General features: G+C 64.5%; 11 protein-coding genes. 7 read left to right on the top strand and 4 right to left on the bottom strand.

The window, feature by feature from the left end; genetic code table 11:
* Positions 1-107 precede the first annotated feature (107 nt).
* From pimC to AB5K84_RS06520, 4 genes are all read right to left on the bottom strand, one after another.
* The gene (gene pimC / locus AB5K84_RS06535; protein WP_011090542.1) at positions 108-1,298 is read right to left on the bottom strand and encodes a pimeloyl-CoA dehydrogenase large subunit; all 1,191 of its coding nucleotides are present in this window, start codon (positions 1,296-1,298) and stop codon (positions 108-110) included.
* A 142-nt stretch (positions 1,299-1,440) separates the two neighbouring features.
* Positions 1,441-2,628: an acetyl-CoA C-acyltransferase gene (locus AB5K84_RS06530; protein WP_038966145.1), complete on the bottom strand. Its 1,188-nt coding sequence runs from the start codon at positions 2,626-2,628 to the stop codon at positions 1,441-1,443.
* Complete coding sequence (gene pimA / locus AB5K84_RS06525) at positions 2,625-4,307, bottom strand: dicarboxylate--CoA ligase PimA (protein ID WP_011090544.1); 1,683 nt, start codon at positions 4,305-4,307, stop codon at positions 2,625-2,627. Before pimA ends, AB5K84_RS06530 begins: the two co-directional genes overlap by 4 nt.
* Before the next feature lie 145 nt (positions 4,308-4,452).
* Positions 4,453-6,549, bottom strand: a complete 2,097-nt coding sequence (locus AB5K84_RS06520; RefSeq protein WP_011090545.1) for a 3-hydroxyacyl-CoA dehydrogenase NAD-binding domain-containing protein — start codon at positions 6,547-6,549, stop codon at positions 4,453-4,455.
* Between the two features lie 130 nt (positions 6,550-6,679).
* On the opposite strand from AB5K84_RS06520, the gene AB5K84_RS06515 reads away from it, so the two are divergent.
* From AB5K84_RS06515 to AB5K84_RS06485, 7 genes are all read left to right on the top strand, one after another.
* Positions 6,680-7,546: an IclR family transcriptional regulator gene (locus AB5K84_RS06515; protein ID WP_028173799.1), complete on the top strand. Its 867-nt coding sequence runs from the start codon at positions 6,680-6,682 to the stop codon at positions 7,544-7,546.
* A gap of 66 nt (positions 7,547-7,612) precedes the next feature.
* The gene (locus tag AB5K84_RS06510) at positions 7,613-8,410 is read left to right on the top strand and encodes an ABC transporter ATP-binding protein (protein WP_011090547.1); all 798 of its coding nucleotides are present in this window, start codon (positions 7,613-7,615) and stop codon (positions 8,408-8,410) included.
* Positions 8,407-9,120: an ABC transporter ATP-binding protein gene (locus tag AB5K84_RS06505; protein ID WP_011090548.1), complete on the top strand. Its 714-nt coding sequence runs from the start codon at positions 8,407-8,409 to the stop codon at positions 9,118-9,120. The genes AB5K84_RS06510 and AB5K84_RS06505 overlap by 4 nt, the downstream gene beginning before the upstream one ends.
* Positions 9,121-9,132: 12 nt before the next feature.
* On the top strand, positions 9,133-10,011 hold the full coding sequence (locus AB5K84_RS06500; protein ID WP_011090549.1) for a branched-chain amino acid ABC transporter permease: 879 nt from the start codon (positions 9,133-9,135) through the stop codon (positions 10,009-10,011).
* 2 nt (positions 10,012-10,013) lie between these two features.
* Positions 10,014-11,033, top strand: a complete 1,020-nt coding sequence (locus AB5K84_RS06495) for a branched-chain amino acid ABC transporter permease (RefSeq protein ID WP_011090550.1) — start codon at positions 10,014-10,016, stop codon at positions 11,031-11,033.
* A 25-nt stretch (positions 11,034-11,058) separates the two neighbouring features.
* On the top strand, positions 11,059-12,288 hold the full coding sequence (locus AB5K84_RS06490; protein ID WP_063921556.1) for an ABC transporter substrate-binding protein: 1,230 nt from the start codon (positions 11,059-11,061) through the stop codon (positions 12,286-12,288).
* 121 nt (positions 12,289-12,409) lie between these two features.
* A complete protein-coding gene (locus AB5K84_RS06485) occupies positions 12,410-13,636 on the top strand; it encodes an ABC transporter substrate-binding protein (RefSeq protein WP_441232380.1) in 1,227 nt (408 codons plus the stop codon).
* Positions 13,637-13,849: the final 213 nt, after the last annotated feature.

The following is a 13,849-nucleotide window of genomic DNA, read 5'->3' as shown; positions in this document are numbered from 1 at the left end:
TTTTTGCTTCGTCATTCCGGGACACGCGCGATAGCGCGGGGACCCGGAATCCAGAGATTGTGGCGCGAGATTCCGGGTTCGCGCTGGCGCGCGCCCCGGAATGACGTTTAGAGCCCCAGCACCGCCTTGGCGATGATGTTGCGCTGGATCTCGTTGGAGCCGCCGTAGATCGAGACCTTGCGGTTGTTGAAGTAGCTCGGCGCGATCTGGGCGGTCCACTCCATCGCTTCGTTGGAGCCGTCGTCGCCGTGCACGTCGTAGGGCGCGGCGAACGGACCGATCACTTCCATGAGCAGCTCGGTGGTGGTCTGCTGGATCTCGGAGCCCTTGATCTTCAGCACCGAGGAGGCCGGATTGGGCTTGCCCTTGCCGTGCTTGCCCTCGTCGGCGACGACGCGGAGCTGGGTCAGCTCGAGCGCCTTCAGCTCGATCTCGCAGGCCGCCAGCTTCTCGCGGAAGGCCGCGTCCTGGATGATCGGCTTGCCGCCGGATTCGACCTTGGAAGCGAGATCGCGGATGCGGCGCAGCCGCTCCTTGGAGACGCCGACGCGCGCGATGCCGGTACGCTCATTGCCGAGCAGGAATTTCGCGTAATCCCAGCCCTTGTTCTCCTCGCCGATCAGGTTCTCGTAGGGCACCTCGACGTCGTCGAAGAACACCTCGTTGACCTCGACGCCGCCGTCGATGGTCTGGATCGGGCGCACGGTGACGCCCTTCGACTTCATCGAGAACACGATGAAGGAGATGCCCATCTGCTTCTTGGCGGTCGCGTCGGTGCGGCAGAGGCAGAAAATCATGTCGGCGTGCTGGGCCAGCGTCGTCCAGGTCTTCTGGCCGTTGATGATCCATTTGTCGCCCTTGCGCTCGGCCTTCGTCTTCAGCGAGGCGAGATCGGAGCCGGAGCCGGGCTCGGAGAAGCCCTGGCACCACCAATCGTCAACGTTGGCGATGCGCGGCAGGTACTTTTTCTTCTGCTCCTCGTTGCCGAAGGTGTAGATGACGGGGCCGACCATGCTGACGCCGAAGGCGAGCGGCTGCGGCGCCGGATAGGACTGCAGCTCCTCGTTGAAGATGTAGTGCTGCACGGACGTCCACCCCGTGCCGCCATATTGCTTCGGCCAGTGGCTGACGCCCCAGCCCTTCTTGTTGAGGATGCGCCACCACGTCACCATCTCGTCCTTCGAGAGGTGACGGCCCTCGACCAGCTTGCGCCGCGTATCCGGCGGCACGTTGTCGCGGAAGAATGACCGCACTTCCTCGCGAAACGCCTGCTCTTCTTTCGTGAATGCGAGATCCATCGGATCCTCCTGTTTCCCCGTCGTCCTGGCGAAAGCCAGGACCCATTACCACCGGCCTTCGTTTTGCGAAGGCAACTGCTGTCTGTCCGCCAAACTCCTGCTGCGGAGTATGGGTCCTGGCTTTCGCCAGGACGACAGAAAATTACTGCAACACCTCGAACAACCCGGCCGCGCCCATGCCGCCGCCGACGCACATGGTGACGACCGCATACTTGGCCTTGCGGCGGCGGCCTTCGATCAGGGCGTGGCCGGTCAGGCGCGCGCCGGACATGCCGTAGGGATGGCCGACCGCGATCGCACCGCCATTGACGTTGATCTTCTCGGGGTCGATGCCGAGCTTGTCGCGGCAATACAGCACCTGCACCGCGAAGGCTTCGTTGAGCTCCCAGAGGCCGATGTCGTCGACGGTGAGGCCGTGGCGCTTCAGCAGGCGCGGCACGGCGAAGACCGGGCCGATGCCCATCTCGTCCGGCTCGCAGCCGGCCGAGACGAAGCCGCGGAAGATGCCGAGCGGCTTGAGGCCGCGCTTTGAGGCTTCCTTGTCGCTCATGATGACGGTGGCGCTGGCGCCATCCGAGAGCTGGCTGGCGTTGCCGGCGGTGACGGAAAAGCCTTCGCCGCGCACCGGCTTGAGGCCGGCGAGACCTTCAGCCGTGGTCTCGGGGCGCGGGCCTTCGTCCTGCGACAAGGTCACCTCCTTGAACGAGACCGCGCCGGTCGCCTTGTCGGTGACCGCCATCTGCGTGGTGATCGGCGCGAGCTCGTCCTTGAACTTGCCGCCCTGCTGCGCGGCCGCGGTGCGGCGCTGGCTCTCCAGCGAATATTCGTCCTGCTTCTCGCGCGAGATGCCGTAGCGCTTGGCGACGATTTCGGCCGTGTCGATCATGGGCATGTAGACCTCGCCCTTGATCTTGAGCAGCGCCGGGTCCTGGGCGTGGAAGCCGTTCATCTTGTCGTTCTGCACGAGGCTGATCGACTCGCCGCCGCCGCCGACCGCGATCTCGACGCCGTCGAAGATCACCGAGCGTGCGGCGAGCGCGATGGCCTGGAGGCCCGAGGCGCACTGCCGGTCGATGGTGGTGCCGGCGACGGTGACGGGCAGGCCGGCGCGGAGCAGCGCCTTGCGCGCGATGTTGCCGCCGGTCGCGCCCTGCTGGAGGGCGGCGCCCATCACCACGTCCTCGACCTCCTTCGGATCGACCTTGGCGCGGGCAACGGCTTCGCCGATGGCGTGGCCGAGCAGCGTGGCGCCCTCGGTGGCGTTGAGCATGCCGCGATAGGCCTTGCCGATCGGCGTGCGGGCGGTGGAAACGATGACGGCGTCGGTCAAGAACGACCTCCTGATGCGGGTTGGGTGGATTGTGACGGTTTCTGCTGCTGGCGCAATTCGTGGCGCGACAGTTTTCCGACCGGCGTGCGCGGCAAATCGTCGACGAACTCGACCTCTACAGGCATTTCGTGCTTGCCGACCTTGCCGGCGAGCTGCGCCCGCAGCTCGTCGAGCGAGAACGGTTTTGCACCGGGCTTCAGCTTGATGAAGGCCTTGGCGGCCTCGCCGCGATACTGGTCGGGGATGCCGAGCACGATCACCTCGTGCACGCCGGGAAGGGTGTAGATCGCCTGCTCGATCATCTGCGGATAGACGTTGAAGCCGCCGGAGATGATCATGTCCTTCTTGCGGTCGACCAGGAAGAAATAGCCGTCGGTATCGACATAGCCGATGTCGCCGGTAAGGAAGCGGCCGTCGATGAAAGCCTCCGCGGATCCCTCGGGCTTGTTCCAATAGCCCCTGGTGACGTTCGGGCCCTTGATGCGGATCTCGCCGACCTCGCCCGGCGGCAGCACTTTCGTCGGATCGTCCAGCGACACGACGTCGAGCTCGATGCCGGGCAGCATCAGCCCGATCGAGCCGGGCTTGTCGGGGCCCGTGGGCGGATGGCCGGTGCCGGGCGAGCAGGTCTCGGTCATGCCCCAGCCGCTGCGCAGCTTCTTGCCGACCTTGCGCTCGAAAAAGTTCGCGATCTCCACCGGCAGCGGCGCGCCGCCGGAGCCGATCGTCGCAAGCGAGGAGAAATCGCGCTTGTCCAGATCAGGCAGCGCTGCGATCGCGATCCACATCGTCGGCACGCCCGGGAAATAGGTGGCGCGCTTGACCTCGATGTCGCGCATGACAGCTTCGACGTCGAAGCGCTGGTGGATCGAGATCAGATTGCCGCGGCGGAGCGAGGACAACAGCACGACGGTGAGCGCGTAGATGTGGAACAGCGGCAGCACGCAGATCACGCGCTCGACGACGTCACCACGGGTCGCGCGCGATGGCTTGCCCCAGACGTCGTAGATCGACACCGCCGACGTCAGATTACCGTGCGTGAGCATCGCGCCCTTGGGCAGGCCGGTGGTGCCGCCGGTATATTGCAGCAGGGCGACGTCGTCGGCGGTGACTTGCGGCCACTCTGCCGGCGCGGCGGCGCCTTCGACGAAGGTCTTGAAGGTGACGATGCGGGGATCAGCGGGGATCGCGGCCTGGGGCGTGCCGACCTTGCCCCAATTGTCGTCTTCGCAGACGACGAGGCGGTCGATCAGGCCCTTCTCCAAAAATTTCAGCGCCGTCGGCAGCAGCGCGGCGAGGTTGGAGGTGACGAGCAGGCGCGAGCCGGAGTCGGACACCTTGTGCGTCAGCGCGATCTCGCCGTCGAGCGGCGACAGATGCGCGACGCGGGCGCCGGCCTTCAGCGCGCCGAAGAAATTGACGGGGTGATCGGGCGTGTTGCCGAGGAACAGCGCGACGGAGGCGCTCTTGCCGCAGCCGGCGCGGAGGAACGCCGCCGCGGCACGCTCGGCCATCGCGGCGAGCTCGGTGTAGGTGATCGGACGTTCGCGAAATTCCAGCGCGGTGCGCGGGCCGTAATCGGCGGCGGCTTTCGACAGCAGGTCGGGGAGCGTGCCCTGGACGATGGTGTCGTCCCAACGCACGCCCTCGGGATAAAACTGTTCGCCGGGATGGGTCATTTACTACATCACACTCAGTGGTCATTCCGGGGCGCGACAAAGTCGCGAACCCGGAATCCATCGAGCAGCATACTCGAAGGCGAAATGGATTCCGGGTCTGGCCCTTCGGGCCATCCCGGAATGACGAGAGGATAGCCAGCGGCCATCACGCCGCCTTCGACGCCGCCGCAAGCGAGGCGAAGGTCTTGCCCTCCGCCGCGAGCTTCTTCAGCAGCGGCGCGGGCTCGAGGCTGGGGTCGTTGGTTTCCTTGGCGTAGAACGAGAGGCGATCGGCGATGTGCTTGAGGCCGACGGTGTCGGCCCAGAACATCGGGCCGCCGCGATAGATCGGCCAGCCATAGCCATAGAGCCAGACCACGTCGATGTCGGAGGGGCGCGCCGCGATGCCTTCTTCGAGGATCTTTGCGCCCTCGTTGATCATCGGATACATCATGCGCTCGAGGATCTCCTCGTCGCTGACGGCGCGCTTCTTGCGGCCGAGGCGGGCAAGCGTCTCGTCGATCAGCTTCTCGACCTCAGGGTCGGGCAGCGCCGAGCGGGAGCCGGCTTCGTACTTGTAGTAGCCCTTGCCGGTCTTCTGGCCGAAGCGGCCGGCTTCGCAGAGCGCGTCCGCGATCTCGGACTTGATGCCGCGGTCTTTCCGCGAGCGCCAGCCGATGTCGAGGCCGGCGAGATCGCCCATCGCGAACGGCCCCATCGGCATGCCGAACTTGGTGACGACCGCGTCGACCTGTTGCGGCAAGGCACCTTCGAACAGCAGCTTCTCGGACTGCTTGCCGCGCTGCGCCAGCATGCGGTTGCCGACGAAGCCGTCGCAGACGCCGACCACGGCCGGCACCTTCGCGATCTTGCGCGCGATGGTGACGGCGGTCACCAGCGCATCCGGCGCGGTCTTGTCGGCGCGCACGATTTCGCACAGCTTCATGACGTTGGCCGGCGAGAAGAAGTGCATGCCGAGCACGTCCTGCGGACGCTTGGTCGACTTCGCGATCTCGTCGATGTTGAGATACGAGGTGTTGGAGGCGAGCACGGCGCCGGGCTTCGCAAACTGGTCGAGCTTGCCGAACACTTCCTTCTTGACCGCCATGGTCTCGAACACGGCCTCGATGACGAGGTCGGCATCGCCGACATTCTCGATGCCGACGACGCCGGTGATCAGCGCCATGCGCTTGGCGGGCGCGTCCGCCGGGATGCCGCCGCGCGCGGCGGTCGCTTCCCAGTTCTTCTGCATGATGCCGAGGCCGCGCTTGAGCTGCTCCTCGCCGGTCTCGATCAGGGTGACGGGAACCCCGGCATTGGCAAACGACATCGCGATGCCGCCGCCCATGGTGCCGGCGCCGAGAATGGCAACACGGTTGACGGGGCGCGACTTGGTGCCCTCGGGCACGCCGGCGATCTTGGCGGCCTCACGCTCGGCGAAGAAGGCGTAGCGCTGCGCCTTGGACTGGTCGCTGGCGACCAGCTTGAGGAAGCCCTCGCGTTCCTTCTTCAGGCCCTCGTCGAACGGAAAATCGATGGCGTAGCCGACCGCGTCGGCGGCCGCGAACGGCGCCTCCAGCCCGCGCGACTTCTTGGTCATGGCGGCGACCGCATTGGTGAAGATCGAGCGGTCGGCCTTGGCGGCCGCGAGCTTGGAATCGTCGTCGCGCAGGCGGCGCAGCGGACGCTTCTCGGCCAGCAATTTGCGGACGAAGGCTTCGCCGCCGGAGGCCGGACCCTCGACGATCTCCTCGATCAGGCCGTTCTTGAGCGCTTCCGCCGCACCGATCGGATCGCCGCCGACGATCATCTTGACGGCGAGTTCGGGGCCGACCGCGCGCGGCAGGCGCTGGGTGCCGCCGGCGCCCGGCAGCAGGCCGAGCTTCACCTCGGGCAGGCCGAGCTTGGCCTCCTTCACCGCAACGCGGAAATGACAGGCCAGCGCGACCTCGAGGCCGCCGCCGAGCGCGGTGCCGTGAATTGCGGCAACGACCGGCTTCGGCGAGTTCTCGATCTCGGACAGCACGTCGTTGAGGGCGGGCGCCTTCGGCGGCTTGCCGAATTCGGTGATATCGGCACCGGCGATGAAGGTGCGGCCGGCGCAGGTCAGCACGATGCCCTTGATCGCGGGATCGGCGACCGCGGCCTTGATGCACTCCAAAATGCCACCGCGGACTGCGGCACTCAGCGCATTGACCGGAGGGCTGTTGACCGTGACGATCCCGACTTCGTCATGACGCTCAAGCTTGACCACTTCGCTCACGGTTTCCCTCCTTGGTGGGGATTTACTTTTGTTCGATTTCGCGGTGCGGAATTTAATTCCGCATCTTGACGGCAGGGTTATTTTGAAGCACGGACGTTGTCAACGACTCCGCGCAAGAAGCAGATCAGGGATGAAGCGTACAGGAAAGAAGACTGCGACCGATCGGAATTTCGTCGTCGCGCTTTCCCGCGGACTTGATGTATTGCGCGCATTCCAACCCAGCGACGGACTTCTCGGCAACCAGGAGATCGCGGCCCGCACCAATCTGCCCAAGCCGACCGTTTCGCGCCTGACCTACACATTGACGAAGCTCGGTTATCTGACGCCGGTTCCCCGTTTCGAGAAGTACCAGCTCGCGCCGGCCGCGATGGCGCTCGGCTACGCGGCGTTATCTAATCTCGGCGTTCGGCATTTGTCCGAACCGTTTCGCGAGGAAGTGATGCGCGCGACCGGCGGCGCGGTCGCGATCGGGGGCCGCGACCGTCACAGCATGATCTATTTCGGGCAGAGCCGCGGCAGCGAGACGGTCGGCGTTCAACTTGACGTCGGCTCCCGCGTGCCGATTGCAACCAGCGCCATGGGCCGCGCCTATTTCTGGGCGCTGGCTGACGAAGATCGCGCCGAGCTGTCGCGCGTCCTGCGCGAACATTACGGCAGCCGCTGGCCGAAGATGCGCGATGGCCTCGAACGTTCCGGCGAGACCGTCGCGAAATACGGCTTTGCGATTTCCGTCGGCGACTGGCACGACGACATCGGCGCCGCCGGCGTCGCGCTCAAGCTCAACGATGGAACCGGACCTTACGCATTCAATTGCGGCGCGCCCGCATTCCGCTTCACGGAAGAGCGTTTGATCAACGACATTGGACCGCGTCTGCTTGCGATGGTAAGGAACATCGAAGCGGCACTCGGGGGTCTGATGCCGCATTCCAAAAAAGAAGTCAGCAAAAAGCTGAAATCAGGAGGAAAAGTTGCGCGTGTGGCCGAGGGGTTCAGATAGCCTTTGTCATGATCGGGAGCGGTTCGCATCGCCCCGTCGCCCACTGAAATTTGTGGGCGAGACGAGATGACGCAGGCACAGCTCGCGCAGGGGACATCGCCCCTGCTCGCGGTTCGCGACGTCAGCGTCGTGTTCGGCGGCATCATCGCGCTCAACGGTGTGTCCTTCGACATGCACAAGGGCCAGATCCTCGGATTGATCGGCCCCAACGGCGCCGGCAAGACGACGCTCTTCAACTGCCTCTCGCGGCTCTACCAGCCGTCGTCCGGCGACATCCTGATGGAGGGCGCGAGCATCCTGTCGCGGCCGCCGCACCGGATCGCCGAGATCGGCATCGGCCGCACCTTCCAGAACGTGGCGCTGTTTCCGAACCTCTCGGTGATGGACAACGTCCGCGTCGGCGCCCATTCGAAGACCTCCAGCGACATCATCAGCGACTCCCTGAGACTGGCCTGGGTCCGGCGCAGCGAGAACGACGTGAACAAGAAGGTGTACGAGATCCTCGCCTATCTCGACCTCGAGGAGGTCGCGCACACCGTCGTGTCCGGCCTGCCCTTCGGCACGCAGAAGCGCGTCGAGCTGGCGCGCGCACTGGCGGCCGATCCGAAGATCCTGCTGCTCGACGAGCCGGCCGGCGGCCTCAATCACGAGGAAGTCTACGTGCTTGGCGACCTCATCCGCCGCATCCGCGACGACCGCCACATGACCGTGCTGCTGGTCGAGCACCACATGGGCCTCGTGATGTCGATCGCCGACCACGTCGTCGCGCTCAATTTCGGCAAGAAGCTCGCGGAAGGCACCCCCGCCCAGGTGCAGGCGGACCCCGACGTCATCAAGGCCTATCTCGGGAGCAAGGACCAATGACGACACTGCTCAACGTCAAGGACCTGCGCGCCTATTACGGCCAGGTCCAGGCGCTCCATGGCCTGTCCTTCTCGCTCAACGAGGGCTCGCTGACGACGCTGCTGGGCGCCAACGGCGCCGGCAAGACCACCACGTTGCGCGCGATCTGCAACATGGTGCGCTCGACCGGCGGAATCGAGTTCGACGGCAAGCCGCTCAACAACCGCTCCACCGAGAGCATCGTGCGGTTCGGCATCGCCCATGTGCCGCAGGGCCGCGGCACCTTCACCAACATGACGGTGGAGGAGAACCTCCAGCTGGGAGCGATCACCCGCAAGGACGGCGCCGGCATCGTCTCCGACATCGAGCGCATGTATGCGCATTTCCCGGTGCTCAAGCAGCGCCACACCCAGCAGGCCGGCACCCTCTCGGGCGGCGAGCAGCAGATGCTCGCGGTCGCCCGCGCCCTGATGCTGCGGCCGCGCCTGATGCTGCTGGACGAGCCGTCCTTCGGCCTCGCCCCTCTCGTCGTGCGCGACCTGTTCGGCATCCTCGGCAAGATCAACCGCGAGGACAAGGTGTCGATCCTGGTGGTCGAGCAGAACGCCCAGCTCGCGCTCGAGCTCGCCGACCAGGCCTACGTGATCGAGACCGGTCGCATCGTGATGTCGGGCAACGCCAAGGACATCGCGAACAACGAAGAAATCCGCAAATCCTATCTGGGTTACTGAGGAGCCGGCACGATGGAGCTTTTCACCAATCAAGTGCTGGCCGGCATCGCCACGGGCGCGATCTATGCCTGCATGGCGCTCGCCGTGGTCATGATCTACCAGGCCATCGACCATCTCAACTTCGCGCAGGGCGAGATGGCGATGTTCTCGACCTTCATCTCCTGGCAGCTGATGCAGTGGGGCATCCCCTACTGGGCCGCTTTCGTCATCACGCTGGCGCTCTCCTTCGTCGGCGGCATCGCGATCGAGCGCATCCTGTTCAAGCCGCTGGCGAAGGCGCCCGTGCTGACCAACGTCGCCGGCTTCATCGCGCTGTTCGCGATCATCAACTCCTCGGCCGGCCTGATCTGGGACTTCACCATCAAGCAATATCCGACCCCGTTCGGCTCTTCGCCGTTCCTCGGCAGCCAGCTGATCTCGACCCACCAGGCCGGCATGATCGGCGTCACCGTGCTGCTGCTGCTCGGCCTGTATTTCTTCTTCCAGTACACGCGGATCGGCCTTGCCATGCGCGCGGCCGCCTCGGTGCCTGAATCGGCGCGCCTCGTCGGCATCAACACGAGCTGGATGATCGCGCTCGGCTGGGGCATGGCGTCCGCGATCGGCTCGATCGCCGGCATGCTGATCGCGCCCGTGGTGTTCCTCGAGCCCAACATGATGGGCGGCGTGTTGATCTACGGCTTTGCCGCCGCGGTGCTGGGCGGACTGACCAGCCCGTTCGGCGCCGTGGTCGGCGGCTTCCTGGTCGGCATCTTCGAGAATCTCGCCGGCACCTACATCCCCGGCGTCGGCAACGAGCTGAAACTCCCGATCGCGCTCGCGCTGATCATCTCCGTCCTGGTCGTCAAACCCGCTGGTCTGTTCGGCCGGCACATCGTCAAGCGAGTTTGATCATGAGCGCAGCAGAAGAAGTCGTCGCCGAAGGCCATCAGGCGGTCGAGGCCGTTCCGAAGCGCGCCATGACGCTGGGCACCGGCACCTCGCTGGTGGTGCTGGCTGCGCTGCTGATCGCACCCGTCTTCGTCAAGAACTTCATCATCTTCCAGATGACGATGCTTCTGATCTACGGGCTCGCGGTGCTGGCGCTGAACATCCTGACCGGCGGGTCGGGCCAGTTCTCGCTCGGCCAGAGCGCCTTCTACGCCGTCGGCGCCTATACGACGGCGGTGCTGATGGAGCACTTCAACATCAACTATGCGCTGACGCTGCCGGTCGCCGGCGTGGTCTGCTTCGGCTTCGGCTTCCTGTTCGGACAGCCGGCGCTGCGGCTCTCCGGCGTCTATCTGGCGCTCGCGACCTTCGCGCTCGCCACCGCCATGCCGCAGCTTCTGAAGCTGAACTTCCTCGAGCACTGGACCGGCGGCGTGCAGGGCCTCGTCGTCACCAAGCCCGACGCGCCGTTCGGCCTGCCGATGTCGCAGGACATGTGGCTGTACTACTTCACGCTGGTCGTCGTGATCGCGATCTACATCTTCTCGGTGAACCTGCTGCGCTCCCGTTCGGGCCGCGCCTTCATGGCGATCCGCGACAACGAGATCGCGGCCTCCGCCATGGGCGTGGACGTCGCGCTGTACAAGACCCTGGCCTTCGGCGTCTCCGCGGCCATCACCGGTATCGCCGGCTCGCTCGGCGCCATCGCGGTGCAGTTCGTGGCGCCCGACAGCTACACCATCACGCTCGCGATCTCGCTGTTCCTCGGCATGGTCGTCGGCGGCGTCGGCTGGCTGCCCGGCTCGATCGTCGGCGCCGCCTTCATCATCTTCGTGCCGAACATCGCGGAAGGCATCTCCAAGGGCCTCTCCGGCGCCGTGTTCGGCGTGCTCCTGTTCGCCGTCATCTACCTCGTGCCGCATGGCGCAAGGCAAATCGCAATCCTGGGCCAGCAACTCGCCGGAAGGCTCAGAAAGAACTGAAACCCTCTTAAGGAAGGAGACCAAATTGTTTCTTGGAAGAATAGTGCGAACCACCGCGCTCGTAACGGCGGTCGCGACCCTCAGCTCCGGCGCAGCACTTGCTCAGAAGAAATACGACACCGGCGCGTCCGATACCGAGATCAAGATCGGCAACATCATGCCGTACAGCGGTCCGGCGTCGGCCTATGGCATCATCGGCAAGACCGAAGAAGCCTATTTCAAGATGATCAACGACAAGGGCGGCATCAACGGCCGCAAGATCAACTTCGTCACCTATGACGACGGCTATTCGCCGCCGAAGGCCGTGGAGCAGGTCCGCAAGCTGGTCGAGAGCGACGAGGTGCTGGCCGTGTTCAACCCGCTCGGCACGCCCTCGAACAGCGCGATCCAGAAATACCTGAACGCCAAGAAGATCCCGCAGCTGTTCGTCGCCACCGGCGCCACCAAGTGGAACGACCCGAAGAACTTCCCCTGGACCATGGGCTGGCAGCCCTCCTACCAGAGCGAAGCGCAGATCTACGCGAAATGGCTGACGAAGGAAAAGCCCGACGCCAAGGTCGCGATCCTCTACCAGAACGACGATTTCGGCAAAGACTACCTCAAGGGCACCAAGGACGGGCTCGGCGCCAAGGCGGCGTCGACCATCATCATGGAGGAGAGCTACGAGGTATCCGAGCCGTCGATCGACGGTCACATCGTCAAGATCAAGGCCGCCAATCCCGACGTGCTGCTGATCTATGCGACCCCGAAGTTCGCGGCCCAGACCATCAAGAAGACCGCCGAGCTCAACTGGAAGCCGCTCCAGATCCTGACCAACGTGTCGATCTCGGTCGGCAGCGTGATGAAGCCGGCCGGCTTCGAGAACGCGCAGGGCGTGCTGTCGGCGGCCTATGCCAAGGACTCGACGGATCCGCAGTGGGCCAACGACCCCGGCATGAAGAAGTGGAACGAGTTCGTCGACAAGTACATGCCGGGTGCCGACAAGTCCGACACCAGCATGGTCTACGGCTATGGTGCCGCGTCGACCCTGGCCAAGGCGCTGGAAATGTGCGGTGACGATCTCACCCGCGCCAACCTGATGAAGCAGGCGGCGAGCCTGAAGGACTTCACGCCGGACACCCTGCTGCCTGGGGTCAAGATCAACACCAGCGCCACCGACTTCGCTCCGATCGCGCAGCTCCAGATGCAGCGCTTCAAGGGCGAGAGGTGGGAACTGTTCGGCGAGATCATCAGCGGCGACGTCGCCTCCGAGTGACACGCTGACGCAATAAGCCGACCGTAAAGAAGCCCCCGCAGGCGACCGCGGGGGCTTTTTGTTGACGGCGGGCGTCAATCTTGTTCAATGCGGCGCTGATCCAGCCCGGGGTAGGAGAACAATGACTGCCGTTCGTTTTCAGGTTGCGGCCCTCGCGGCCGCACTCGCGTTGTGCACTGCGATGACTGGCCCGGTGCTGGCGCAAAAGAAATACGACAGCGGCGCTTCCGATACCGAGATCAAGATCGGCAACATCATGCCCTATAGCGGGCCGGCCTCCGCCTATGCCGTGATCGGCAAGACCGAGGAAGCCTATTTCAACAAGATCAATGCCGAGGGGGGCGTCAACGGCCGCAAGATCAAGTTCATCTCCTATGACGACGGCTATTCGCCGCCGAAGACGGTGGAGCAGGCGCGCAAGCTGGTCGAGAGCGACGGGGTGCTCCTGATCTTCGGCTCGCTCGGCACCTCGACCAACGGCGCGATCCGCAAATACATGAACGAGAAAAAGGTGCCGCAATTGTTCGTGGCGAGCGGCGCCTCGAAGTGGAACGATCCCAGGCAATATCCCTGGACCATGGGCTGGCAGCCGAGCTACGCGAGCGAGGCGCGCATCTATGCCAAATACGTCATGAAGGAGAAGCCGGACGCGAAGATCGGAGTGCTCTACCAGAACGCCGATTTCGGCAAGGACTATCTGAAGGGGCTGAAGGGCGGCCTGGGGGCCAAGGCGTCGATGATCGTGCTGGAAGAGGCCTACGACACCTCGGAGCCGGCCGTCGACGAGCACGTCGTGAAGCTGAAGGCCTCGGGCGCCGACGTCTTCATCAGCATCACCACACCGAAATTCGCAGCCCAGGCGATCAAGAAGGCGGCCGAGATCAACTGGCATCCGATGCAGATCATCTCCAACGTCTCGGCCTCGGTCGGCGGCGTGCTGGAGCCGGCGGGAATCGAGATCTCGCAAGGCATTCTCTCGGCCAGCTACACCAAGGACGGCTCGGACCCGCAATGGAACGCCGATGAGGGCATGAAGAAGTTCTATAACTTCCTCGCGCAATTCGATCCCAAGGCGAACAAGCTCGATGCCGGCGTGGTGTTCGGCTATGCCGCCGCCCAGACCATGGTGAAGGTGCTGCACATGTGCGGCGACGACCTCACCCGCGAGAACGTCATGAAGCAGGCCGCTTCCTTGAAGGATTTCGAGCCGGACACGCTGCTGCCCGGCATCAGGATCAACACCGCGCCGGACAATTTCGCCCCGATCGAACAGCTCCAGATGATGCGGTTCAAGGGCAAGAAATGGGAGCTGTTCGGCGACATCATCTCGAGCGATACGGGACATTAGCTGGATCAACTCAAAATCGATATACTCGCGTTAAACAACTCAAGGCAGTCGCGCTGTCTCGCACTCGCACACGAGACCGCGCCCGTCCCTGACTACTAAAGAAGCAGCCCCTGCGACGCCGTCGCGGGGGCTTTCTGTTGAAGGCACAGGACAAATCGTATTGAATTGCGGCGGCGTCGCCAAAAACAATCAAGACAAGAAACGGGACGCACA

This window comes from Bradyrhizobium sp. 1200_D9_N1_1, from assembly GCF_052075915.1.
GTDB lineage: Bacteria > Pseudomonadota > Alphaproteobacteria > Rhizobiales > Xanthobacteraceae > Bradyrhizobium > Bradyrhizobium diazoefficiens.
This window is presented reverse-complemented; position numbering and strand designations above follow the sequence as displayed.

Excerpts from the sequence above, each read along its gene's own strand:
- AB5K84_RS06515 (WP_028173799.1), top strand. The coding sequence starts at position 6,680 with ATGAAGCGTACAGGAAAGAAGACTGCGACCGATCGGAATTTCGTCGTC.
- AB5K84_RS06505 (WP_011090548.1), top strand. The coding sequence starts at position 8,407 with ATGACGACACTGCTCAACGTCAAGGACCTGCGCGCCTATTACGGCCAG.
- AB5K84_RS06500 (WP_011090549.1), top strand. The coding sequence starts at position 9,133 with ATGGAGCTTTTCACCAATCAAGTGCTGGCCGGCATCGCCACGGGCGCG.
- pimA (WP_011090544.1), bottom strand. The coding sequence starts at position 4,307 with ATGACCCATCCCGGCGAACAGTTTTATCCCGAGGGCGTGCGTTGGGAC.
- AB5K84_RS06495 (WP_011090550.1), top strand. The coding sequence starts at position 10,014 with ATGAGCGCAGCAGAAGAAGTCGTCGCCGAAGGCCATCAGGCGGTCGAG.
- AB5K84_RS06485 (WP_441232380.1), top strand. The coding sequence starts at position 12,410 with ATGACTGCCGTTCGTTTTCAGGTTGCGGCCCTCGCGGCCGCACTCGCG.
- AB5K84_RS06510 (WP_011090547.1), top strand. The coding sequence starts at position 7,613 with ATGACGCAGGCACAGCTCGCGCAGGGGACATCGCCCCTGCTCGCGGTT.
- pimC (WP_011090542.1), bottom strand. The coding sequence starts at position 1,298 with ATGGATCTCGCATTCACGAAAGAAGAGCAGGCGTTTCGCGAGGAAGTG.